20 protein-coding genes are annotated in these 24,641 nt (G+C 56.9%); 4 read left to right on the top strand and 16 right to left on the bottom strand.

Features of this window, described 5'->3' with window-relative positions:
* Nucleotides 1-154: 154 nt before the first annotated feature.
* Nucleotides 155-3,190, top strand: a complete 3,036-nt coding sequence (locus B5D61_RS20075) for a DUF7133 domain-containing protein (RefSeq protein ID WP_078815227.1) — start codon at nt 155-157, stop codon at nt 3,188-3,190.
* Between the two features lie 56 nt (nt 3,191-3,246).
* On the opposite strand, the gene B5D61_RS20080 is transcribed toward B5D61_RS20075, so the two are convergent.
* The 3 genes from B5D61_RS20080 to B5D61_RS20090 form a co-directional block, all read right to left on the bottom strand.
* Nucleotides 3,247-3,621, bottom strand: a complete 375-nt coding sequence (locus B5D61_RS20080) for a DUF3592 domain-containing protein (protein ID WP_078815228.1) — start codon at nt 3,619-3,621, stop codon at nt 3,247-3,249.
* A gap of 102 nt (nt 3,622-3,723) precedes the next feature.
* Complete coding sequence (locus tag B5D61_RS20085) at nt 3,724-5,016, bottom strand: tetratricopeptide repeat protein (RefSeq protein ID WP_078815229.1); 1,293 nt, start codon at nt 5,014-5,016, stop codon at nt 3,724-3,726.
* A gap of 10 nt (nt 5,017-5,026) precedes the next feature.
* Nucleotides 5,027-6,430 carry an ATP-binding protein gene (locus B5D61_RS20090; RefSeq protein WP_078815230.1) on the bottom strand — a complete coding sequence of 468 codons (1,404 nt, stop codon included), beginning with the start codon at nt 6,428-6,430 and terminating at the stop codon, nt 5,027-5,029.
* Nucleotides 6,431-6,522: 92 nt separating this feature from the next.
* Here B5D61_RS20090 and B5D61_RS20095 point away from each other — a divergent pair, with 92 nt between their 5' ends.
* Nucleotides 6,523-7,626: a sialidase family protein gene (locus B5D61_RS20095; RefSeq protein WP_078815231.1), complete on the top strand. Its 1,104-nt coding sequence runs from the start codon at nt 6,523-6,525 to the stop codon at nt 7,624-7,626.
* Between the two features lie 36 nt (nt 7,627-7,662).
* Here B5D61_RS20095 and B5D61_RS20100 read toward each other — a convergent pair whose 3' ends face one another.
* Nucleotides 7,663-8,094 carry a DUF420 domain-containing protein gene (locus B5D61_RS20100; protein ID WP_078815232.1) on the bottom strand — a complete coding sequence of 144 codons (432 nt, stop codon included), beginning with the start codon at nt 8,092-8,094 and terminating at the stop codon, nt 7,663-7,665.
* A 105-nt stretch (nt 8,095-8,199) separates the two neighbouring features.
* Complete coding sequence (locus tag B5D61_RS20105) at nt 8,200-8,916, bottom strand: SCO family protein (RefSeq protein WP_078815233.1); 717 nt, start codon at nt 8,914-8,916, stop codon at nt 8,200-8,202.
* A gap of 331 nt (nt 8,917-9,247) precedes the next feature.
* On the opposite strand from B5D61_RS20105, the gene B5D61_RS20110 reads away from it, so the two are divergent.
* The gene (locus tag B5D61_RS20110; protein WP_176159559.1) at nt 9,248-10,651 is read left to right on the top strand and encodes a trypsin-like peptidase domain-containing protein; all 1,404 of its coding nucleotides are present in this window, start codon (nt 9,248-9,250) and stop codon (nt 10,649-10,651) included.
* A gap of 9 nt (nt 10,652-10,660) precedes the next feature.
* Nucleotides 10,661-14,320: a WD40 repeat domain-containing protein gene (locus tag B5D61_RS20115; protein ID WP_078815235.1), complete on the top strand. Its 3,660-nt coding sequence runs from the start codon at nt 10,661-10,663 to the stop codon at nt 14,318-14,320.
* 81 nt (nt 14,321-14,401) lie between these two features.
* Here the strand turns inward: B5D61_RS20115 and cyoE are convergent, their stop codons facing one another.
* The 11 genes from cyoE to B5D61_RS20170 form a co-directional block, all read right to left on the bottom strand.
* A complete protein-coding gene (gene cyoE, locus B5D61_RS20120) occupies nt 14,402-15,343 on the bottom strand; it encodes a heme o synthase (protein ID WP_078815236.1) in 942 nt (313 codons plus the stop codon).
* A 12-nt stretch (nt 15,344-15,355) separates the two neighbouring features.
* Nucleotides 15,356-16,384 (bottom strand): COX15/CtaA family protein, encoded by a 1,029-nt coding sequence (locus B5D61_RS20125; protein WP_078815237.1) that lies wholly within the window; start codon nt 16,382-16,384, stop codon nt 15,356-15,358.
* Between the two features lie 146 nt (nt 16,385-16,530).
* Nucleotides 16,531-17,304 (bottom strand): cytochrome c oxidase subunit II, encoded by a 774-nt coding sequence (locus B5D61_RS20130; protein ID WP_078815238.1) that lies wholly within the window; start codon nt 17,302-17,304, stop codon nt 16,531-16,533.
* 17 nt (nt 17,305-17,321) lie between these two features.
* Complete coding sequence (locus B5D61_RS20135; RefSeq protein WP_078815239.1) at nt 17,322-17,513, bottom strand: hypothetical protein; 192 nt, start codon at nt 17,511-17,513, stop codon at nt 17,322-17,324.
* A 29-nt stretch (nt 17,514-17,542) separates the two neighbouring features.
* Nucleotides 17,543-17,749 carry a hypothetical protein gene (locus B5D61_RS20140; protein ID WP_078815240.1) on the bottom strand — a complete coding sequence of 69 codons (207 nt, stop codon included), beginning with the start codon at nt 17,747-17,749 and terminating at the stop codon, nt 17,543-17,545.
* A 15-nt stretch (nt 17,750-17,764) separates the two neighbouring features.
* Complete coding sequence (locus B5D61_RS20145; RefSeq protein ID WP_078815241.1) at nt 17,765-18,091, bottom strand: cytochrome C oxidase subunit IV family protein; 327 nt, start codon at nt 18,089-18,091, stop codon at nt 17,765-17,767.
* Nucleotides 18,092-18,123: 32 nt separating this feature from the next.
* Nucleotides 18,124-19,470 carry a cytochrome c oxidase subunit 3 gene (locus tag B5D61_RS26845; protein ID WP_245846575.1) on the bottom strand — a complete coding sequence of 449 codons (1,347 nt, stop codon included), beginning with the start codon at nt 19,468-19,470 and terminating at the stop codon, nt 18,124-18,126.
* Between the two features lie 46 nt (nt 19,471-19,516).
* On the bottom strand, nt 19,517-21,472 hold the full coding sequence (locus tag B5D61_RS20155) for a cytochrome c oxidase subunit I (RefSeq protein WP_078815242.1): 1,956 nt from the start codon (nt 21,470-21,472) through the stop codon (nt 19,517-19,519).
* 243 nt (nt 21,473-21,715) lie between these two features.
* Nucleotides 21,716-22,441, bottom strand: coding sequence for a c-type cytochrome (locus B5D61_RS20160; protein ID WP_078815243.1), 726 nt, complete (start codon nt 22,439-22,441; stop codon nt 21,716-21,718).
* Nucleotides 22,442-22,468: 27 nt separating this feature from the next.
* Nucleotides 22,469-23,161 carry a cbb3-type cytochrome c oxidase subunit II gene (locus B5D61_RS20165; protein WP_078815244.1) on the bottom strand — a complete coding sequence of 231 codons (693 nt, stop codon included), beginning with the start codon at nt 23,159-23,161 and terminating at the stop codon, nt 22,469-22,471.
* Nucleotides 23,158-24,636 carry a cbb3-type cytochrome c oxidase subunit I gene (locus B5D61_RS20170; protein WP_078815245.1) on the bottom strand — a complete coding sequence of 493 codons (1,479 nt, stop codon included), beginning with the start codon at nt 24,634-24,636 and terminating at the stop codon, nt 23,158-23,160. Before B5D61_RS20170 ends, B5D61_RS20165 begins: the two co-directional genes overlap by 4 nt.
* Between the last annotated feature and the right edge of the window lie 5 nt (nt 24,637-24,641).

A 24,641-nucleotide genomic window follows, 5' to 3' on the forward strand; every position in this document is an offset into this window, starting at 1 on the left:
CTTTTCGTGGTCTTGGGGTGATTGGAAGCTCGCTCGGCCTTCTAAATGCGGGCAGGAGTGCCCTCATCACTTTCGAGGGCTCACATCACAGGAATACGCCATCCGGCCACAAGGCCGCAAGAAACGGCCCGTCGGTGTGTTGTTGTTTCCTGCGATGATTTCTGCCCGCTATTTCCTCCCCGCTTGTTTAGGCCTCTCCTGGTCATGTTCTCTGGCCGCTCAGTCACCGGACGCGGTGGCGGGGAATGAGGAGGTGAAAAAGATCATGGAGACACGCAAGGGGCGTGGCGTGATGGCCGATGATACCCCGCCAACTCCGCCCCAGGAGGCGGTGAAGCTCTTCACCACCCGCAGCGATGTGGCCGTGGATCTCATGGCGGCCGAGCCTGCGGTGGAGCAGCCGCTCTATGCGAGTTGGGATTCCCAGGGCCGCATGTGGGTCACGATGTATCGCCAGTATCAGTTCCCGGCAGGCCTGAAGATCATCAGCTACGATCAGCACCTGCGGGCCAAGTTTGACAAGGTGCCTCTGCCACCTCCACGAGGTGAAAAGGGCGCGGATAAGATCACCGTCTTTGAAGATACCGATGGCGATGGTGCTTTCGATAAGCATACGGATGTGATCACAGGGCTGAACATCGCGAGCGCGGCTCTGCCCGGCCAAGGGCGCATCTGGGTGCTGAATCCGCCCTACCTACTCAGCTATGCGGATGCGAACCAGGACGGCTTACCCGAAGGCGATCCGGTGGTGGAGCTGAGCGGCTTCGGATTGGAGGATACCCACGCAGTCGCGACCAATCTCCAGTGGGGCCTGGATGGCTGGCTGTATGGAGCCAATGGCAGCACCACGACAGGCAACATCTCCAGTGCGGCCACCAAGAATGTGCGCTGGGAAGGGCAATGCATCTGGCGCTATCATCCGAAAACGAAGCTCTTTGAAATCTATGCCGAAGGCGGTGGCAATACCTTCAGCCTCGACATTGACAGCAAAGGTCGCGTCTTTTCCGGCACGAACAATGGCAAGACCCGTGGCATGCACTATGAGCAGGGCAGCTACGGCATCAAAGGCTGGGGCAAGCATGGTCCTCTGACCAATCCCTATGCCTTTGGGTGGTTCGAGCACATGAAGCACGAAGGCGATGAGAAACGTTTTCCTCAAGCTTTCACGGTGTATGAAGGGGGACTTCTCGGTTCCTCCTACGAGGGAAAGATCATCGCACCGAACTCCCTGGCCAATGTGGTGTATGTCAGCGAAGTGATCCCGGATGGCTCCACCTTCCGCACGAAGGATGAAGAGAATTTGATGGGATCACCGGACCGCTGGTTCCGCCCTGTGTGGACTGGCGTGGGCCCCGATGGCGGCCTCTACATGGCCGATTGGTATGATACGCGCCTCAGTCACGTGAGCCCGGTGGACGACTGGCACAAGACCAGCGGCCGCATCTACCGTGTGCGTCCTGCTGCTGGTTCACCGAAGCTGAAGCCCTTCGATCTGGCCAAGGCTGCGCCAGAGGAGTTGCTCGGGTATCTGACTTCGCCTAACGAATGGTTTAGAAAGCAGGCGGCTTTGGAGATTGCTTGGCGTGGTCTGACGGAGCTGAAAGAACCGCTGAAAAAGCAAGTGGAAGGGCAGGGGACCTATGCTTTGGATGCGCTGTGGACGCTCGATATGCTCGGGGCTGCGGACGATTCGCTGGTGGATGGTCTGCTCTCGGCCGAGGATCCTTATGTGCGCCGCTGGGCAGTGAAGATCATCGGCGAGCAGCGTCGAGGTTCGGAAGCTTTGGTCCGTCTGGCCAAGTCGGAAAAACATCTCGAGGTGCGGGCTCAGATCTTAGCCTCAGCCAAACGTCTCTCGGCTCACGATGCGCTGCCTCTGCTCTGGAGCGCTGTGGGGGATGAGGATGCCAGCGGTCACCTGCCGTTGTTGGCTTGGTGGACCCTGGAGTCCAAGTCGGAAAAAGAGCGAGACGCTGTTTTTGCCTTCTTGAAAGAGGATGCCGCTTTTGTGAAGTCGGAGGTCTTCCGTGAGACCTTGGCCAAGAAACTCACTCAACGTTATGCCATGGCTGGAGGTGCGGAGAATCTGCAATCCTGCGCGGATTTGCTCGCGCTGGGCAGTGACTCGGAGACTCGCGCCCAAGTGATCGCGGGGCTGGCCGCTGCCTTTGAAGGCACTGAGATGCCACCGCTACCGGAGTCTCTGTCCAAAGCGCTTCAGGATTACCTCATGAAAGAGTCCGGCGGGGATCTGACGCTGGCGCTGCGCACGGGCAGCGCCGATGCTTTGAAGCAAGCGCTCAAGGTGCTGGGAGATAAGGACGCCTCGAATGCCCAGCGCATCAGTGTGGCAAAGACAATGGCTGAGCTGAACAAACAGGAAGCGATCGCGCCGATGGTGGCCATCCTGAGCAGCAGCACCACCAGCCCTAGCCTCAAGCGGGGTGTGCTGCATGCAGCGGCCAAGTTTGAAGACAAGCGCATCGCCCAGGCACTGCTGCAAGGTTACGAGGCGCGTATTGCCGGTGACAAAGCTCTGCGTGAGGATGCCCTGCGTGTCCTAGCGGGGCGCAAGGAGTGGGCACAGATGCTGGTGCACTTCGTCAATGAAGGCAACGTGCAGGCCAAACACATCAGTGTGGATACGGCCCGGCAACTCAGCCTCTACAAGGATGCGGAGATCGATGCCGCCATTGATCGCCACTGGAAGACGCTGCTGGCGACAGGCCCCACGGAAGCCAAGGAGAAAGAGATGGCCCGCATCAAGGCCGTGCTGAAGACAGGCTTGGGTGATCCAGACAAGGGCAAGCTCCAGTTCATGGGACGCTGCGCCATTTGTCATAAATTGTTTGGCGAGGGCAACTCGATCGGTCCTGAACTCACGGGCTATGATCGCACCAACCCCGATTTCTGGCTGGATAACATCTTCAATCCAAGCCTGGAAATCCGCGAGGGATTTGGCAACTACATCGTGAAGCTGAAAAATGGCCAGATGCTCACCGGCATCATGGATGCGCAAGACGCCAGCGGCATCGTGCTCAAGGACATCGCCGGCAACAAGACCTCCGTGAAACAAGCGGAGATCGAGAAGCTGGAAGCCTCCCCTGTTTCCATGATGCCCGAGGCCCTCACTACAGGCATGAGCGATGCCGACCTGAAGGACTTCTTCGGTTATCTGATGAAGCCTTGAGAAAGCCCTGATGTCGGCGCATGTGAATCCGTCAGGCCTAACGATTCATTCCTGACTCACCCCTTCTTCAGGGCATCCCGGCTCTGTTCTACCAGATACAGAGGCGCGCTGATGGAGGGGGTGCGGGAGGAGTAAACCACTGAGATGGGCCCGCCCTCCTCATGCTGATCATAAACGCTGGAGGTGACCACGGAGGTGTGGCTGTGACTCGCGCCGACGGAGTCCGTGTAGGTGTAAGCCAGCTTGTAGCGTCGGCTGCCGGACTGCGGGTTGTAGCTGCGCTTTTCGCGGATGACGCCCGTGGTTTCGACACCGTGATCACAAAGCTCACGCATTTGATAGCCGCGTGTGACAGCTTGGTAAATGATCAACCCGATGATCCCGCAGACCAGCAGGATGGGGAGGAGAATCGCCAACAGGACTTCCAACATAGGCTGAAGAGGGGTTCTCGGGTAGGCTAACCGGAGCGGCTTTTTTTAGCAAGTCTCGAATGTTAGGCTGTGAACCTTCATGCAGAATGCGGGCTCTCTGCATCACGCATACAGCACCCGAAAGGGGCGTAACCAACTGACGATGACGCCGATGAGCAATGCCAGGATGCCGAGAAGCTGAGCCGAGGGAAGATGCAGCGGACTGAATACGGCAACGGCCAAATACACGGCTCCAAACCCCGCGATGGCACCGGCAATGTTGTAGAGATGGCGGCCGAAGTGGTGGTCGTTGGTGAAGGCGGCGGCATTGGCCACGGCGGCCAGAAGCAGAACCAGCGCGACGTAGCTTCCGGCTTCAATCTTCCAGACGAAGCCGAGAATCAGACTAACTAACGATGCGAAAATTAATCCGCCGACCACCACGCCCTCCCAATACTCACGCGGGCGCAGGGCCTGACGGGCAAAGCGATCCATGACAATGAAGAAGGAACTGAAGCCTCGGGCCAGGTGGGACCACAGGGCGAAGACCAGCCACATGCCAATGACAAGGCCGCTGAGCACAGGCGAGACGTCTTTTAACAAGGTACTGACCACTTTGTAAGCGATAAAGCCGCCAAACATGATCGCGTTTTGCCGCCCTTCGGTGAACTGATTCATGAAGTGCGCGAAGCGCAGCTGCAGCCGGTAAACTGACGAACGCGCTCGGAAGGACTCCACCAAGCCCATGCGGGCGCTTTCGCTCATGGGGCTCAGGCGCAGAGCTTCGAGAAAGTGTTGGTTGGCGCGTTTATGATCGCCTTCCATCAGCGCCTGCCAGCCCGCGCTGGTATGCGCACTGTCATCATCGGGGTCCCGCTGAAGTTGATACTCGATCAGGCTTTTGTGGTCGCCATCCTTCTTCTGCATCAGCAGCGCCGCCGAGAGGACTTCAGCGGCCATGGTGTTTTCCGTGTCCAACTCCAGAGCCTTGCGTGCACAGACCTCCGCCTCGGCATACTCGCGCAGGCGCAGGTGGATGCGGCCTGCCACGGCGTGGGCAAAGTCATTGTCAGGATCGATGCCCACCGCTTCTTCCGCATGCTTGAGGGATTCACGGATGGCTGAGGTCTGGCCATCTTTGGCACGGGCATTCAGGGCCAGGGCGAGGACACTGCGGGCCAAGACATCCTCCGGCTCCAGGCCGACGGCACGCTGAGCGGCATCCACGGCTTGAGCTGCGGTATCCTCTTCGTTCAGCCAGCACAGCGCCAGCATGACATAACTGGGAGTGTGACCAGGGTCCAGCTCCAGCGCCTGCTTGTAGCTGCGGATGGCATCGGCATAGCGATGCTGAGACTGAAGCAGACGACCACGGGCAAAGTGAGAGCCTGCGCTGGAGTAGTCGGAGTCGTGCATGGGGGGACGGTTAGCGTTTGATCAGTCCCAGATACTTGAGCACGTCATCGTAGAAGCCACTTTGGTTGGAATACATGGCGTAGTTCTTGGCGCTTTCAAACCAGGCCTTCGTGGTCGGCTTATGGCGTGAGGCGGCCTTGATGAGGTCCTTGGTGGTGAGGGGCACGACTTTGCCGTTTTTCATGGCCTCCGTCAGCACTTCCTCGGTAGCGAGGTCGAAGACGGCCTTCAAATCTGCCCCGGAGAACTCCGGTGTCTTCTTGGCCAGCGCACGCGGATCGAGTTGGCCGATGGGTTTTTTCTCCGCCATCACTTCGATGATGGAAGCCCGACCCACTTCATCGGGTGGGGGCACGAAGAGGGTGCGGTCAAACCGACCCGGCCGACGAAAAGCGGGGTCAATGTGCCACGGAGCATTGGTTGCGCCCAGAATGAGCACGCCATCGTTTTGAGAGTCCGCCCCATCCATCTCAGAGAGGAACTGATTGATGAGGTTACGGCCTGCACTTTGACGCAGGTCACGACGGTCTGCGGCGAGGGCATCCACTTCGTCAAAGAACAGCACGCAGGGGGCGTTTTTGCGCGCCAGTTCGAAGACCTCGTGCATGTTTTTCTCCGAGTTACCGATCCACATGTCCAGGATCTGGTGCAGACCGAGGGCGATGAAGTTGGCCTTGATCTCACCCGCTGTGGCTTTGCTGATGAGGGTCTTGCCACATCCCGGTGGGCCGTAGAGCAGCACCCCGCCACCCACTTTCTTGTCGTAAGCTTTGAAGAGTTCCGCGTGCTGAAGCGGATACATGATCTTCATGCGGATCTCTTCCTTCAGCGCTTCCATGCCCCCCACGGAGGCGAAGTTGAGCTTGGGCTTTTCAAAATCCGCCAAACCCAGATCAAAGGCGGCTCCCCCCAGGGGATGATCATCGTCTTCCTCATCCTCTTCAGGCGCCTCGATCAAACTGCCGGAGGAGGTGAGGCCGGCTTTCTTTCGGCCACCACCGGCATCGTCCGTCGGTTTGACGTTTTTCAGATCCTTTTCCAGCCCTGGATCGGCCAGAGAGGCATTCAAAGAGAGGGCTTTATCGTAAAGGTTCCGTGCGCGCCGGAGGTCCCCCTCAGTCATGAGGATGCGTGCCAGGAGGACATAGCCAGGGCCGTAATCCGGCTTTTCCGCCACAAGCTGCTCGGCACGTACGGCGGCCTCGGAGATTCGGCCTTGCAGGAGCGCCACACGCGCCATGCCGAGCCGGGCCTCAGGATTTCCGGCTTCGTTTTTCAGGGCACGGCTATAGGCCTCCTCCGCTTCATCCGGTATCATTTCATCCATGCAGCCTTGAGCGAACAGCAGCAGGAGAGGCACATTGTCGGGGGAATGTTGCAGGGCGAGGCGAAGCGCTTCGAGGTTTGAGGCCATGCCTCAGAGTCCAGCCTGCGCATGGGGAGGCGCAAGAGATTTTATCGAGCCTTTCGCATGAAGTGAGGGCCGGATGCGCACGTAGGTAGCAGATGCGTTATTTCTGGTCCTTGATCCTGGCTGTTCACTTGCACGCTGCGGCTGCCGGTGAGGTGGTGCTTAATCTGGAACCCACAAAGGAGTTTCCCCGTAACTCGGAGGGAGCTTTCATCACGCTCAAGTCCGGTCACCTGCTGTATCTCTACACCCAGTTTTATGGGGGGGCTTCGGATCACAGCGCGGCACGGATCGTGGCCCTCGAGTCCCAGGATGGTGGACGCACTTGGAGCCGTGAGCCGCGGACTCTTTTAGAAAATCACCAGGGGGCCAATGTGATGAGTGTCTCGCTCCTGCGCCTGCAGAGTGGTCGCATCGCATTGTTTTACTTGTTGAAAAATACCTGGTTAGACTGTCGGCCGCATGTGTGCTTCAGCGACGATGAAGCGGCGACCTGGAGCGAACCGGTGCGCATGTTGGAGGCTCCGGGTTACTTCGTGCTCAACAATGACCGCGTGATCCAACATCGCAGCGGACGCTTGATTGCTCCACTGGCCTCCCACCGCGCGCGAAATGCGGACCCAGAAACGAGCAAGTCCTTCGATAGCCGAGCCATCGCCCTGTGGGTGATCTCTGACGATGAAGGCAAGACCTGGAAAGAGGCCCCGCAGTGGCAGGCTCTACCAGTGCCGAGCACGCGCACCGGTTTGCAGGAACCAGGGATCGTGGAGCTCGAGGATGGCTCTCTACTCAGTTTCTTCCGCACGGATCAAGGGGTGCAGTATGAGTGCCGCTCGAAGGATCGCGGGGAGAGCTGGACGCCGGTAGCTCCGGGGCCGCTGAACTCCCCCGCCTCTCCAGCCAGTCTGAAGAGACTGCCCCGTGGTTCGGCCCTCCTGGCGGTGTGGAATGATCACAGCGGTGACTTTCCCTTCGTGGAGAAGAAGCGCACGCCCTTAGTGATCGGTCTTTCAGACGACGGCGGTCACACCTGGAGTGCTAAGAAGGTGATCGAGTCTGATCCCGAGGGGTGGTATTGCTACACGGCTCTTCATTTTGTCGAAGATGCCGTGCTGCTGGCCTACTGCGCCGGAGATGCCCACGTGGGCGGCCTGAATCGGCTGCGCATCCGGCGCATTGAGTGGGCGGATCTGAAGTGAGCAGTCGGGCTCGACAGCTTGCCTTAGGCTTCGTGGTTAGCGAATCGGCGGGCCATACCACTGGTAGCACATCATGTAAACAATGACGCCAGTGATGGAGACATAGAGCCAGATGGGGGCCGTCCACTTCGCGATGCGCATGTGCTTATCCCAACGCTGGCGCAGGGCAGGGATGACCGTCATGATGATCATGGGGAGATTCACAATCGCCAAGAACACGTGGCTGATGAGAAGCCCATAGTAGAAGGTCTTGATGGGGCCGGTCCCCGCAAACTTCACATGCAGCACATGGAAATGATAATACAGGTAGCAGCCCAAGAACACGGCTGAAAACATCAGCGCTGTGGCCATGCAGGCGATGTGGGCTTTCTTCTTGCCCGCTTTGATGAAGATGAGGCCGAGGATGATGAACACCGTGGCGCAGGCATTCAACGTGGCGTTGATGGGAGGCAGATCGTAAACAGTCATGGGGTGGTTGAGCTGTGGCTAAACGATGGCTGAGTGGTTGAGCGATGGTTGGAAAACAACGGCTCAGCCATAGCTTAACCACTGTTCCTCCATCGCTCAGCTAGTTCATGGAGCTTTCTCGTCTGTCTCCTTCTCTTTTTCTTTGAGCAGGTAGTTCAGGTCTTTGCGCAGTTGGGCCTCGAAGTAATCCTGGAACTGGGGGTCGGCATTCATCAGATCGTAGAGGGTGCCGCGCACGTGTCCTTTGGAATCCACCAGCGCCACGCGCAGGTCATGGATGTATTTATCATCGGGAGAGAGGCGATCCGCTTCCGGGAGGTCCTGCACCGGGCGGAATTTAAAAAACTGCGTCATGTAACGGCGCACCTCATCCTTGTTGCCATTCACAAACCACCAGGGATCGGTATCCTTCACATCAATGCCGCGGGCAAAGAGCTGCATCATCTCAGGCGTGTCATCGGGGTCGAGGGTGAAGGAGACGAAGTGGATGTTGGGATTGCCCCGATACTCTTCCTGCAGCTTCTTCAGCTTGGCGATGACACCGGCACAACCACGGGGGCAGCGGGTGTAAACCCAGGAGGCCAGGAGGATCTTCCCGCGCAGTTGATCCAGATGCACCGTCTTGCCATTGCGCTCGGTCAGCTCCAGATCCCGCTCCAAACGGCCCAGGAAAGCCGGCCGATCCTTTTCCTCACTCCGGGCCTGCTGCTGCATGGCCAGCAAGTAGTTGTAAAACACGACCACCCCCAGCACCGCAATGATGATGGGAATCCAGATGGCCCAAGGCGTGAGAGAGGGTTTCGGGGAAGGGGAATCGGACATGAGGGGATTCAATAATGACGAGGGAAAAGCGGATGTCGAATGAGTTACGTCTGGAGGATGATGCTGACTTCGACGGATTTAAGGGCTAGTGGCCTGTGGAGCCTAGCGGAGGTCGCAAAGGGGGCGCTCGGAAGTGTTCCTCCGGAAAGTCGCACTGGCTTGTCAGGACATTCCTTCCTTCACGTCGTTGAATGAGAATGTAGCTCATCCATCAATAAAAGACTGGGCTTTTTTAATACGCGTTTTATTTGAAGGAATGATCGGTAGGATTTCTTGGAAGATGGAGTTGCCATTACGACCCAGGGGGCGGGGAAGCTTTCTTGCTGGGGTAGTGACCGTTTTAGGACTAGGGGGCAGTCTTTCGGCGGCTGATCTGGGCAGTGAACTGGAGGTGGTTCGTGATCCAGCCCGATTACCCGGCGCTTCCCAGGTGGTGCTCAGCTACAGTGATGCGGTGGAAAGAATCCAGGATAGCGTGGTGACCGTCCTCACTGAAGCTGCAGCAGAGGAGGTGCGTGAGGACGAAGCTTCGAAGTCGAAGCTTCCGCGCTTTGATCTGGGTGAAGAGATGGAGGAATCATTACCGAAAAACCGTGGGAACGGCTCAGGGATCATCATTTCCAAGTCCGGCTACATCTTAACCAATCATCATGTGGTGGCCGATGCGGCCAAAATCACCGTGAGATTAAGAACATCCGAAGATGAACTCGCTGCGGTCGTAGTGGGAGGGGATCCCATATTTGATCTGGCGTTGCTCAAAGTGGAAGCTCAAGATTTAGCCCCGGCCACGTTGGCTGATAGCTCAAACGTGCGTGTCGGAGACGTCGTGTTGGCGCTCGGCAGCCCCTTTGGATTGGAACAGACGCTCACGATGGGCGTCGTGAGTGCGACGGGGCGCTCCACGGTAGGGTTGATCCGCAACGGATTGGAAGACTTCATCCAGACCGATGCGGCCATTAATCCAGGGAACTCTGGCGGCCCTCTCTTGGATGGTCTGGGCCGGGTTGTCGGAGTCAATACCGCACGCTACATGGGAGAAAATATTGGCTTTGCGATTCCTATCAACCTAGCTCTCAAAGTGGCTGAGGACCTGGTGCAGTATGGGATCGTCGTTCGTGGGTATTTAGGCATCCGATATGCAGAGCTAGCCGCGAGTGAGTTAAAAAAAGCTGGGGTTCCGACAGGTCGGATGGGCATCGTTATCACGGACATTATGGCTGCTAGTCCTGCAGATAAAGCAGGGTTTCAGCCTGGCGATGTGATCTTGGAAGTGAATGGACGTAAAATCCGCAGCGGAACGCATCTACGCTTGGTGCTAGCGTCTAAAGCCCCTCAAGCCGAAGTCTCAATCAACGGATTGCGTGAAGGCCAAGAGATCTCATGGAAGGTGCTGCTAGGCATTCCTCCTGAGGTGGAGAAATATCAAGCTCAGACGCAGCCTTCAGGGCTGGAAGTTTTTCCTGGCTTACGGGTCATGATGTTGACTGATGCTCTGCGGATCAAACTCAAGCTCACTGATGTGCGAGAGAAACGGGTGTTGATTGCTCAAAGTTATCCGGCAGGAGCAGCCCAAAAGCAATTGCAAGAGGGAGATCAATTACTCGCTATCAATGGGCAGTCAGTCTCGACGATCGATCAGGTCCAGAAGATTTTTTCGGACCCTGAAGCCACTCGCTTCATGCTGAAAGTGGTGTCTCAAGACAAAACCACCTATCAACTGATCACCCGCTCTTAAATCTGTTTTATGAAGGTAAAGTTACTTTTTTTAGCTTTGGTATGGGTCAATCTGATTTCTGTTTGTGCTCAAGAGCACTTTCAGTTAGACGCGAATTTAAAGCTGTTCTCTCGAGAGCGCCCAGGCTTGATAGGTTTCCTTGGTGATCCGACTACAGGACATCAAAGTCAGGACCAAAATTTATCCTGGTTACCTTCGGGGCTGCTCCTCAGTCAGAGCCTGCGACCTTATGGATCACTACGCCTGTGGTCCAATAAAGACGGCGATGTGCGGTTTGTTGGAACGTTGAACGCCTCTGGTGAATGGGCAGTCTCCGCCGACGGCGCTCTCATATGCTCGCAGGTTCCCAAGATGGAATCAGATCCCACTGCGGGTAGGGACAAGCGGTTTAGGCCCCACGGACTCGTATGCCATCGTTTCAGTGACAAAACGCGCCTTTGGAAATGGGAACCTGACACGAAGAGGATCTGTGACGTCAGTTTCAGCCCTGACGGCAAGAAGGTCGCTGTGGCTGTGCATAAAGATATGCAGCTGACCGTTTGTTTTTTGGATGCCTTGACGGGTAAAGAACTCCAACAGGTCACAATACCGGGAGTGCATGGCTTGGATGGATCACTCCTGTATCATCAGGATGCCATTTGGGTAATGGCGGGGACCGCTCAGGATAGGAAGTTCTTTCGTCTTTCAGAGGAGGATCTGAAGCCGGAGCCTGTGTTGATGGAGAAGTTAGGGGGGATGCACTCCAGCCTCGACGAACAATGGCTAGCCATTGTTAGCGCGGTGGATTTTCAGACCAGTTATCAAGTCTATCAGAGGGAGGGGCAATCGTGGAGGCTGGCATTTCAGGGAGATGGCGAGGTGTCCGATGATGGAGGCTATCTCCCAGTCACTGCGGCATTGTTTTCGCCCGATGGCCGCTGCTTTTTCGTCTCTTCGAGGAATTCCGCGAAACTGATTTCCCTTCCAGATGGGAAATTGCTCAAGAGCTTTTCAACAGGCTGCTTGGGGGCGGCTTTTTCACCCAAAGGTGATATTTTACTTCTAGCCCAAGAAAGTGGCTTTACGCGCCTGGATACCCGAACTTGGACACCGATTCCTGCCCAAACGGTCTCTCTTCACCAATCTCCAGTCAGATCGTTGCTCTTTCTTGATGGTGGTAAACGTTTATTAAGCCATGCGTGGGATTCGATGGTGATCTGGGATCTGGCTTCAAGAAAAGCTGCTGCTGTCCTACAATGCGATCAAGAGGATCCGGGGTATTCAGTCCCAGCTTTGGTCAATCAAGGTCGTGAACTGATTTCCTCTGACTGTCGCAATTTCATTCGCTGGACCCTGCCTGAGATGCGGCCGGTGAACGGTCCACCGCAAGTGCTCAAGGGTTCCCAAGCTTTCACGGGGCCAGCCATGGAAGAGATGTCGAACCTGAAAATCTTTGCTGACGATGACGGAAGTCATGTCATTACGGGTAGAAATGGACGATGGTTTTTTCGGGAAAGCCATGAAAAGAGTCGGGTTCTGGATCTAAAAACACTCGGGCGCACAACCGCGTGGCCAGTCTCATGGGCGACGTTTTTGTCAGGGGATAGGGTGGCGTCTTTTGCTTCGGTATGGATGGCACACATCGATTTGACCAATGGGAGCGTCATACGATCTTATGAACGGAATCCTAGTCCTTGGGGGGAGCCCTTTCAAACCCTGCCCAGTGATAGAAAGCTCTGTGCCGGAGGGAGCTCAAGAACGATCCGCATCTTCGACCCTGAGACGGGCCAGGCAATCCGAGAGTTCTCGGCCTCGGGATATTCAGACGGTTTTACATCCACTCCTTTTGGGCCTCCCGCTGCCTTTAGCAGTGATGGTTCTTTGATGACCACCGTCGTGACCAGTGAACAGTTTGAGTTTCTCTTTTTCTGGGATGCGCGGCAGGGCATTCCGTTGGGCGGGATCGAACTCAAAGACGATGAAGTCACTTGTTTGGCGTTTACGCCAGATAGCAAGGGTTTGGCGGCAGGACATCACAACCGCTCCATCTCGCTGTGGAATGTCCAGAAAGTCTTGGCTTCACTTCGCCCTGAAAGTGAACTCCTCCCGAAAGCTCCGCCGCCTCAAAAGACAAAGACTTCCTATGTGATGAGCCATAGCTTTCCTGGCGCGACTCTCCAGGCAGACGACGAGCTGAAGTGGAGCTTTCGTTCAAACGGTTCAATTCAGGTTGGCGAGACATTACCATCTTTTGGAGAATTGAAAGTGCAAGACGAAGTCATTGAAGGCAGAAGCCGCCGCTTTTGGAATCGTTCAGATGGTCAGTTGGGATCATCGTTTGTGGCAATGGTCGAGGGGGAAACTAAAGATGGGAAAATAGCGGTTTCTAGACTCTTCCAACGATCAACGTGCCTCGCCCTTGGTTATGATGCGATCGATGGTGTCTCCAACTTGAGCGCTGAGCCGCGAACCGTGGCTATCGAGTTTAGCCTCACGCTTCCTGCGGGCTGTCAACGATTGCAGACAGAGAGCCAGCGAACGATTGAGTGCCCCACGGATGGGGTCGTGAGATTGGAAGATGGGGAATGTTGGTTAGCGGCCAGTGATGCGTTTGGTTTAGATCAACCATTTCCGGCGATTCGTGTTCGTTCATGGTCTGCGCTTCATTCACCGGAACTGCTTTGGGACAAATCCTCCCAGGTTTTAAAGATGAAGTATCAAGTGGAATTGAAGCCTTACGAAATGCGTTGGCTTAATCACTGTCTCGCCTTTGTTAAACGTCCTGAAGGTGGGGCTATTGACGATTTTGAAATTCCTAAATCAGCAGATTTTTGTCATGCTATTGGTTGGGGGGAGGGTAAGCGAGGTATCAATTTTGGTCAGATTCACAATGGCCTCCCTGATGCTGCACATGGGTTTCTCTCGGTATGGAGCCCCGAGATGAAATTTGAATTAGAGAAGGACTCTTTCGGGTTTGTATGGGATGCCACCTACGGAGGGGGGCGCTCGGGAGAGTTAGGTGCTGAGCAGCTCTTTGCGCCTTGGATTGAGGAACGGCCTTTCGGGTTCGGTGGGCGTAGCATGCTACGTGGACGCAAGATTGTGGATGCTAAGCTTTATGCTTCAAGTCCCTGTAGCTTTGGATCTTTAGATGAGGGGCTCAGCCTCTATCGAACGGATTTTTCTCGTGCTGATTATCCCGTTACGGTCTGGCAGGATATGTTAAAGAATAACCTCGCGGAGGAGAAAGAATTTCGATTGAGTTATATGCATTCTTTCGCAAGTCCAGTCACAGAGATCGTGGATAATCATGGGAGAGTTTACAGGCTGGATCAGCTCGAAGAGCTGAATGCTTCAAAGGCTCAAGCTTGTGCCTTCGTGATCGCAGGTGATGCCCGCCCTGCCACTTTGATCACCTTGACGCGTCAAGGTGGCAAGATTCACAGTTCTTTGCGGCGGATGAGTGATGGCGTCTTTGCCCAGGATTACCGGATTACGATTGGCCCCTCAAGTGCGGTCGCCTTGCTGCATGCCGCTTGTCAGCGGCCTCTGAGTGCCTTTGCCAATCCAGAGGAAGCCTTTGCCGATCTTCTATCCATGCGTAAGCCAACTTCGACTAACGTTCTGGATAAATTTAACGAAGTCAGAGACGGTGTTCCTATTCTCAATGGCTCACGTTTGGAACCTTGAAGAATTGGCGTGCTGTTCATCATTCCCGATAGCCGTGACTTTATCGCGGGCGAGGTGGAGAGCCAAACCTTGGAAGCTTGACTACCGTTTCCAGGCGAGTGTCGTGACAATCAGAATGGCGGGGAGATACATGAGGGTGCAGAAGAAGAGCTTGCGGGCGGTGACACGCTCGGGGTTCTTTTGGAAAACGAGGGCCAGTTTGCACAGCCAACCGGCCAGGATGAGGGCCAGCGGGAGAAACAGCCAGGTGATGACGAGGCCCTGCTGCACGGGGTAAAACATCAGCAGCAAGGTGGCGATGGAGTAGGCGAGGGCGTGCTTGGAGGTGCGCACACCGGCTTCGTCGTCATTGGCCAACATGACAAAACCACCCCGGCGGTATTCGTCGCGATACATCCAGTTGATGGCCAGGAAGTGGGGAAGCTGCCAGAGGAAGAGCAGGGCAAAGAGGTAGATGGCTCCAGGCTCCAGCAGAAGCTGCCAACGCACCTGGGGGGCACTGCCAATCACAGGTCCGGCAGCACCGGCCCAGCCGATGAGGGGAGGCAAGGCTCCGGAAACGGCCCCGACCAGGGTGTTGGTGGGGGATTGTTTCTTCAGCGGGGTGTAGATGAAGAGATAAACGGCCAGCGTGAGGGCGGTGAGGGCGGCGGCTTCGAAGTTCACCTTTGCCACCAGGTGAATAAGGGCAAAGGAACTGAGCAGCCAACCGATGCCAAAGGCGGCGCTGGGGCTAATGCGGCCCGAGGGCAGGGGACGATCCGCCGTGCGGGTCATCCGCGAATCGGGCTCGATCTCCATGAGCTGATTGAACACCCCTGCTCCGAAGGCGGCGAGGCTACTGCCGAGAATGGTGTGAAACATCAGCCAGCCATCGAACTGCCAGCCCACACGCAGCCAGAACCCGACAAAGGTGGTGACGATGACCAAGGCGCTGAGGCGGAATTTGGTGAGCACCAGCAGATCGCTCATGCTCCAGGTTTTGGAGGTCGCATCGGCGGTGGGGCTGGGGGGAACGGACATGGGAGGGGCAGTCTAGCGCAAGGCTGGGGATTCGCCAGAAGCGTTTGTATTTGTCCGCGTGGCCCCCAGCAGCCAGAGAAAGAGAGCGCTGACCAGCAGGGAGGACAGGCCGATGTGCAGCACCTGGGCGACGGCGACGATGCCGACATGGGCGAGCACGATGCCGAGGACCATCTGGGCCAGGATGAGGCCGAGGATGGAGTGCTCCAGCCATCCCACACGGCGGAGGTGGCGCTGGCTCAGGCGCAGGAAAACCAGACCGGTGATGACGATCAGCCAGGAAAAGCTGCGGTGCACCAGATAGACCCAGCTCTGCTCCAGTTCCTTCACCCATTCGTGTCGGGGGTGGCCAGCGTGGGTATGGGCTAGATGATCGGTGAGCTCCCGAACCTGTGAGCCCATGATGCCCTCGATGACGATCAGGCCAAACAAGGCCCAGGCAATGCCGCGCAGCCATGCGTAAGGCCGTGCCTTCCAATCCAGCCCCCACGGGCGATCATGAGCCCGCCAGACGGTATAGACGAGCACACACTGGAGCAGAATGGCCAAGGCCATGTGCAGGGTGATGGTGCCGGGCTTGAGCCCGCTGAAGACGACCTTGGCCCCGAGCCAGGCATTGATCCCGACCAGTAAAGCGGAAGCTATGGCTGCAATCAAAACGCGAGTGCGTCCTCGGCGCTTCTCTCCAAAGGATGTGATGAGCAACGCGATCGTGGCAATACCGACGGGAATACTGGTGAGACGATTGAAATATTCTATCCAGGTAGCCTGCGGATCGAACTCGGCTCTCAGCGTCTCCGGGGTAATGGTGGCAGGATCGCGGCCGTGACGAGCGGCCTTGGCGCGGAATTTTTCCAGGTTGAGATGATCAAAGTCAATGTCCTCCGCACGTGTGGGCGGGATGTAGCGGCCATAGCACTTGGGCCAATCGGGACACCCCAATCCAGAACCCGTGGCACGCACAATCGCCCCGACGAAGATGAGCACCTCCACGGTGATGAAGGCGATGAGAGCGAGGCGTTGAAAGCGAGTCCAAGTCATGGCGGAGAGAAGCGGAGGCTAAGAATCAGAACGTGGAAGTCAGCCGCTGGGTTGGGATTCCGATAAAAAAATGTCCCGCTCCTGGGTAGAAGCGGGACACCTTGAAAAAGGCTCCGTAGAAGAGCGCTGGTTGGCTTGGGCTTCTCTTATTGAGCAGCGGACTTCGCAGCAGCGGTCGCGGATTGCTCCTTGGCCCACTCGTCGAATTCTTTGTCTTCCACCACTTCGAGCACCGCCTTCATCTGAGCGTGACCTGGGCCGCAGAGCTGACCGCAGATGATGTCCCAGGTGCCGGTTTTCACAGGCTTGAACCACATGTGGGCTTTGACGCCAGGGATGGCATCTTGGGCGGCACGCATCGGCACCAGGGCCAAGTTATGAATCACGTCCTTGCTGGAAACATCCACAATGATCGGGCGGCCGACGGGCAGCTTCATGGTGCCAGGGTTGACGAAGTCGTCCTTGCCGTTGGGGTCCATCAGGTCACGGCCCGTGACGTTGGTGGGGGCGATGGCTTTCGGGTTCCAGGTGCTGAGCATGAGGTCATTGCCTGGGTATTGGAAGTTCCACAGGAACTTCTCACCCATGGCGCGGATTTTCACCGTGTCAGGGCTGGTGGGGAAGTCATCGGCCTGGCGAGACCACAGCGGAAAGGCAAAGCCCAACAGCAAGATGGCCTCGACGACCACCACACCGATCTCAATGTGTGTGGACGCATGGCCACGCACGCCGTGATAGTCTGCGTTCGGGCTCTTGGACTGGCGGAATTTGGTGAAGGCCAGCACGAGATAGATGGACCAGCCGACGAACAAGGCCAGCATGAACCAGTGCACGAAGCCGAGCATGTGGTCCACCAGACCGCCGTGCTCGGAGGCGTTTTCGGTGATGCCAAACCAGGTATTGATGTCAGAGACGCTCATGAGTGAAGGGAGGGGAATTAAAGCTGCGCGTCAGCGGAAAGACGGTTTTGTTTGCGGACGAAATTGAAGAAAATGAGACCCACGGCAGCCATGCCAAGCATCAGGAAACCGAGCATCACAAGCACGGCCATGTCTTGCGCCTGAGCCATCACGCTGCCTGGATCAGGACGGCAGGTGGCACAAGCGAGAGGAAGCAGGTAAGAGCTCATGATGAGGTGTGATGAGATGGGGCTAAGGATCAGACGATGATACTGCGGCTTTTCTTGACCACATACCAGATGCCGTAGGCGGTCATAACCAAGCTAAGCCAACCAGCAAAGATGCCCAGGCCAGTCACACCCAGCGATTCAGCCTGCTCAGGGAGCATGCGCGTCCACAGCCAAAAACCCAGATCACCGAGGATGGCGAAAAAGATAAAGACAATGTGGAAGTGCTTGAGGGACATGGCGGTAGAAGGGGCTTACTGATTGCTCTCGTAGAAGCCGCTGAAGACCAGCGGATCATGGGATGAGAATACGAACAGAAGGAACAAGGCAGCAGCAAAAGCCACCGTGAAGGCGAGGATCTTGTAGATCAGCTTGGCCTCGTGGTTCAAGTGCATGAAAATCAGGGCAACGAAAGCTGCTTTGATGGTCGCTAGGATCATCCCCACGATGATGTTGATGCTATGAGTCGGAAACTCATAGTAGGACAAGAGCACAGTGGCAATCGTGCAGCCCCCAAGTATGAGGCCGATGATGATGATGTTCCGGACCGCCTTGTGGATTTCTTCAGGACTATTTGCCATAAACGAAAAGAATAGAAGGTAAAACAGAGCGATTACAGGAGATACAGAAGCGGGAAGAGGAAGATCCAGACCAGATCCACAAAGTGCCAGAACAGACCGCCGACCTCCACCCGGTTAGCCAGGCGCTCAGGATCGTTTTTCAGCATCTTGCCGTCGAACAACAGGAAGTAAGCCAGGACGATCGCCCCTGCCACCACGTGCAGACCGTGCAGACCGGTCAGTGTGAAGTAGATGGCGTAGTAGGTGTTCAGCTTCGGCGTGTAGTTGGAGTAGAAGGCGATGTCTTTTTTCTCCAGAGTCACCGTCGGGTGGTGACCGTGGCTGTCATGGCCCTCTTCGTGAGCAGCGGCTTCGGCTTTGTGCTCACCTTCGTGGCCTCCTTCAGCTGCCGGAGGGGTCGCGCTTTCGATGTGCAGGTAGTAGGCTTCTTTCTGGTGAGTGGCGCTCTTGAGCGGGTCACGAGTCGGGTATTTCTCTTTGAATTCCTCCTTAGCGTGGTCGCGCTGGGCGATGAAAGCCTTCTTCCAGGCTTCACCCAGATATTCGCTGCTCCAAGCGAGGGATTTTTCAGCATCGGGCACGCCGCGAGCATCCACGCCGTCCACATCGATGGTCATCTTGTCATCCAGCAGCTTGCCTTCGACAGCGGTGCCGTCACGGAAGGTGATGCCAGTCGCGGTGTAACCGAGGATTTTGCTCGGCTTCACGTGGAAGCTGAGAGCGGAAGCCGCAGTCAGCTTGATGGAAGCGCTGTTCTTGCCTTCTTCCTTAGCTTTAGCCAGAGCATCCTGACGGAGCTTAGCAAAGGAGGCTTTATCCAGCGTGATCTCTTCACCGGACTCGGTCTTGAACTTGGGCGCCTCGCCTTCCAGATAGGGGAGGACGTAGTTCACGGGATCTGCATCCACGGCGGCGGTCTGACTGTGGACGGTGAGGTTCAGGTTAGTGGCTTCACCGAACTTGATCTCGTATCCGTGAGGCAAGTGGCCCGTGAGGAAGGTGCCATCGGTCAGCTTGACGGCATAGTGAGTGAACTTGCCGTAATACTCGTAGCTCTTGATGCCCATGAACGCCAAGGCGCAGAGAATCGTGATGGCGAGGTAGGCCCTGAACTGAGCGATCTTGCGCAGCTTCAAGTTGGCCCAAGCTAGAAGCACGGTCACGGAAGAGAAGATCAGCACCAGGGTGTTGATGAACCCGGGCATAACCTTGAGCTCATGGATCGGCCAGTGATAGTCAGCACCAACGCGCAGGAAGATGTAGGAGGAGAAAAGGCCGCCGAAAAGCATCACCTCAGAAGCGAGGAAGAGCCAGATGCCGACCTTGGCATTGTAGAGCCCTGTATCAGGGCGGGCGGTTACGGTATAAGGGATGTCCATTGCGAAAAGATGCTCAGTGTTGAGGTCTCAAAAGGCCGGTTGGTGATCAATGATGAGCGGCAGGGGCGGGAGTGGGAGCCGCAGGAACGGGGGCTGCCTTACCGGGCTCGATTTCCCACTGTGGGAAGTAATCCTGGTTGCAACCGGGGACGCTGTATTCATAAGGACCGCGGACCACGACAGGCTCAAAGGTGAAGTTACCGTGAGGAGGCGGGGTTGGGGTGGCCCACTCCAGGGTGGTGCAATGCCAAGGGTTGTCGCTGTTGGTCTTCTTACCGCCTTTGATGCTGAGGAAGACATTCAGGATGAAAGGCACCTGACCGAGAGCGAGGATGAAAGCACCGACAGACATCAGGACGTTCAGGCCCAGAAGGTTATTGGGCACATCCATGCCGAAGAGACCGAAGACATTGTGAGTCAGCTCAGTCACCCAGTTGGAGGCGCTGCTGGTCTGCTCGAAGTATTTACCACCGTCATACCAGCGGCGGTGGAAGCCTCCGAGACCCTGGATGAACATCGGAGCGAAGATGAGGTTCATGCCCAGCAGGGAAGGCCAGAAGTGCAGCTTGCCGAGGAAGTCACTCATCTTACGGCCTGTGATCTTCGGATACCAGTGATACACACCGGCGAAGAGGGCGAAGATGGTGCCCGGAGCCACCACGTAGTGGAAGTGACCGATGACGTAGTACGTATCGTGCAGAGCCAAGTCAATGAAGGTGAAGGCCAGAGGCAGACCGGTCAGACCGCCGATACCGAACATCGGCAGGAAAGCGGAGGCGAACATCATCTGCGGGGTGAAGCGGATGGAACCACCCCAGAGAGAGATCATCAGACCGGTAAGAAGGATCACGGAAGGCACGGAAATGAGCACCGTGGTGATCTGGAAGTAGGTGGACATCATCGTGCCCATGCCGGTGAGATACATGTGGTGAGCCCAGACCAGGAAGCTGAGGAAACCGAGGGTCAGAGCGGCGTAAACCATGGACTTGTAACCCCACAGCGGACGGCGGGTATTGGCCGGAATGACGTCGGAAAGGATGGCGAAGGCCGGAAGGATCAACACATACACCTCAGGGTGAGCCAGGAACCAGAACAAGTGCTGATAGAGCAGCGGGCTACCACCACCGGAGATGTCCAGGTGCTGACCACCTTCCATCAGGCCGGTTGGCAGGAAGAAGCTGGCGCCGAAAACACGGTCCACGAGCTGAAGCAGAGCGGCCACTTCGAGAGGAGGGAAGGCCAGAAGCAGCAGGAAGCTGGTGACGAACATGGCCCAGCAGAAGAAAGGCATACGCATCCAGCTCATGCCTTTGGCGCGGAGGTTGATGATCGTGGTGATCACGTTCACCGAACCGAGGAGGGAGGCGGAAATGTTAAACACCATCGCGGTGAGCCACCAAGTGTGACCGTGGGCCCAGACGTTGCTCACGGCCAGGGTGGTGGTGGAAGCCAGAGGCGAATACATCGTCCAACCCGTCTGCACAGGACCCGTGCCGACGAAGAAGCTGTAAAGCATGAGCACGCCGCTGACGAAGAACAGCCAGAAGCTCCACATGTTCAGTTTCGGGAAGGCCATATCAATGGTCCCGATCTGAAGGGGCATGACGAAGTTCACGAAACCGGCGAAACCGAGAGGCACAATGCCCAGGAACACCATGATGGTGCCGTGCATGGCGCCGAGCATGTTGTAGAGCTCACCATTGACGATGCCCCCAGGAGCCCAGCGGCCGATCGTCTCATGGAACAGCCAACCGATGCCTGGCAGACCTTCTACAAACTGAAGCCCTGGAACAGGCTGACCTGGGAAGGCGATGCTCCAACGCATGAGCAACATCAGGAAGAAGCCCAGCAGGAGGAAAAGCAGACCGCTCAAAGCATACTGAATGCCGATGACCTTGTGGTCACAGGAGAAGATATACTTGCCGATAAATCCCGGCTCGTGGTGGTCATGCGCATGATCGGCTCCGTGGGAGTGATCGTGAGTAGTGGCTGCGGCGCTCATAGGAAGAAGGAAGGAACCAAAGATACGGGATGGTCGTGGGGGGACGATCAGTGAGACTGCTTGAAATGGAGAGGGTCCGACAGAAAACCTGACTCGGAAGAAGAGCTCAGGCCGGTCGAACCTTGGGATGCAGCGTGGAGCCCACGCTGCGATGGCTTAGGCCACACCTTTTCCGAGACTGCCTGAGGAGTCTGGCCAGAGAAGGGTTGCCATGGGGAAAACATGAAAGGGGGAATCGCGAAATTACTTGGCCGCTGGAGCTGTGGCACCAGGACCGGCAGGAATGTCGCCAGGAACGTCTTTGTCTTTGAAAGCGTCAAGCTCAGCCATGGTCCACTGAGTGGCACGCTTTTCATCCGCGCGAACTTTCTCCACCATCTCTTTGGTGACCATGTGGGCTTCGTTGCCCCAGTTGTTACGGATGTAGGTCAGCACGTTGGCGAGGTCTCCGGAGGACATGCCTGCACCGAAGGGCTGCATGCCGCCAGGGAAGTTGTAGTTCTGGCCTTTCACGGTCACCTGACCGGTCAAACCGTGCTGGACGACGCGGATGAGGCGCTCGGTGCCGCCGGTCACCCACTCGGAACCTGCCAGAGGAGGATATTGGCCAGGAATGCCCATCCCACTGCCCTGGTGGCAACCACCACAGACAGCGTAACCGCTGGCACCTTTTTTCATGGCGACCTGGAAGGGATCAGCCGCGACGTCACCACCGGGGCCTTTCGGACGTGGGTCACCACCGCTCACCGTTTTCGTGGCAAAGGGATTGCTGACGTCGAATTTGAAACCACCGGTCATCGGGCCGAGCTGGCCACCAGCGATGATGGCGACGACCATGAACAGGAAAAGCACCCACATAGGGGCAGGTTCACGGCCTGGCTCAAGGTCGGCCTTTTCACGCTTCACGGCGGCGTGAAGACGGTCGAGGTCGTTGCTGTCAGGGTTAGGAAAGGAGGAGGGAGCGCTCATGGGCGGGGTCGCAAGTGATCCAGGGGGTTACTTCTTGGCGGCATCGGCGGCCGGAGCGGCAGCGACTGCGGCGGACTCACCAGGGACGGGATAATCTTTTTTCAGGGAGAGCAGGTAGTTCACCAGGTTCTCTGCTTCAGGGGTCGGGATGACTTCGTAGCCTTCTTTCACCTTGAACTTCTTGGGCAGTTTAAGAGCCTTATCGGAGACGGGACCCTGAGCTAGGCGCACCTGATAAAGGTGAGCGAAGGAAGGCATGTTGGACCAGTCGTGACGAGACTTCGGTGCAAAAAGCATCTGATGGATCTCCTCACGGCTTGGGGCGCGCCAGCCATAGTTGGCGAGGTCAGGACCGTTACGCTGCACACCGAGGTAAGCGTAAGGCTCACCTAAATAGTCCAGAAGGGTGTTGGAGCGGACAGGAGTAGCTGGGCGGGCCTCCTGATCTTGACCCCAACCTTTACGCCAGCCATCGAGGGCGAGCTGAGTGGGGCGGATCATCTGCGTGTGGCACTGAGCGCAACCTTCACGGGCATAGACGAGCTGGCCTTGGCGGTTGATCGGAGCCTGCGGATATTGACCTTCGATGCCATCGGCATCTTTGTCATAGGTCAGGGGTTGCAGCGCTTGGTATTTGATCGCCGGAACGACAATCAAGCAGAGCCAGGGAAGACCAAAGCTGGCGACAAGGGCGAGAATAAACGTGCGGAACTGGCTCATGCGTGGGCGGCGTGGGGAAGGGCTTCTTCGTGATCATGCTCAAGCAGTGTCGGAGAGGAACTGCGGCGGCCAAGACCGGCCACCATGAGCATGAGATGGATCAGGAACCAAACATTGGACCAAGTGATCAGCGCCCAGGAGATGGCACGAGCGATGATGTAAGGACGCAGGTTCAGGGCGAGCTGCATGAAATCTTGATCCCACATTTCAGGGGAATTGAGATCACCACCTTGCTGGGCACCGGCTACAAGGCTGGTCACGACGATGGCACCGATGCCGTAAACGGAGAACCAGAAGTGGTTGCGGATGAGGCGGACGGAGAGCCACTCACAACCGGTCAGACGAGGAACGATGTAGTAGATGGCACCAAAGACCGTCATGCTGAAGAAGCCGTAAACCGCCACGATCTGGAAACCATACCAGGCCTGGGTGAACTGAAGGGTGGCTCCAGTGGAGAAGTTGGAAAGCAGGGCCAGGATCGCACCGCTGACCGGGTAGAACAAAGCTCCGAAGAAAACGAAGCGCAGGGTCGGGCTGGAGGCCACGAGGTTATGCTTGCCCAGGGTGGTGAGGTGATGGTTCAGGCCCACGACACCGACAGGAATCAGGAGAAGCACGGCGGCTGCGGCACCCACAGCAGGCATCCAGGCAGGCAACGGGCCACCCATGTAATGCTGCATACCGGTCCAACCCCCGAGAACAGCCAGGAGCCAGAAACCGATCTGGGAGAGCTGGGAACTGGCAACAGGTTGGCCGGTGATTTTCGGAATGAAGTAGTAGGCAGCACCCAGAGCAACAGGGGTGAAGAACAGCAGAATCGCGGTGTGCACATACCAAGCGTTGATCCCAGCACCCAGAGCGCCAAGACCTGGCAGGCAGTGGAGGGACACATTGGCGGTGATGAAAATCCAAGGGAACCAGAAACAGGCTGCCAGGATATACCAGGAGCTGACCATGAAACCTTCAGGACGGAAGGAGCGGCCAAACATGAACACCATTGGCCAAGCGTAGGCGAGGAAGCTGATCAGAAGCACCGGCCAGACGAAGGCGGGCATTTCCAGCCATTCCATGGAGGTGCTGCGGCCCAGAAGGATGGCCAGCAGACCGACGGTCACGGCAATGTTCCAGAACACACCGGCCACATAGAGGACGCTCTTGCCAGTGCGGAGTTCCTGTCCGGAGCGGCGTGCCATGAGCCAGAGCATGACGCCGAGACCTGCCTGCACCCCCCAACCATAAACGAGGGCGTTGAGGTGAGTGGGCTGAAGGCGTCCGTATTGGAGAACGCTGCAAGCACCAAGGAAATCAGGAGCGAATTGCTTAATGGCTGCCAGAACGCCCAGGATGGTGGACGCCATGAGCCAGAAGGCCCCGTTGAGGAAGAGGAAGAGCACCGGGCCCTTAACCGACTTGTCGATCGCTGCGCGACGCAGGTTGTCGGCCTGGGTGTCCGGGGATGCTGAGGTGGTCTGCATAGATT

Source organism: Prosthecobacter debontii (assembly GCF_900167535.1).
Lineage (GTDB): Bacteria > Verrucomicrobiota > Verrucomicrobiia > Verrucomicrobiales > Verrucomicrobiaceae > Prosthecobacter > Prosthecobacter debontii.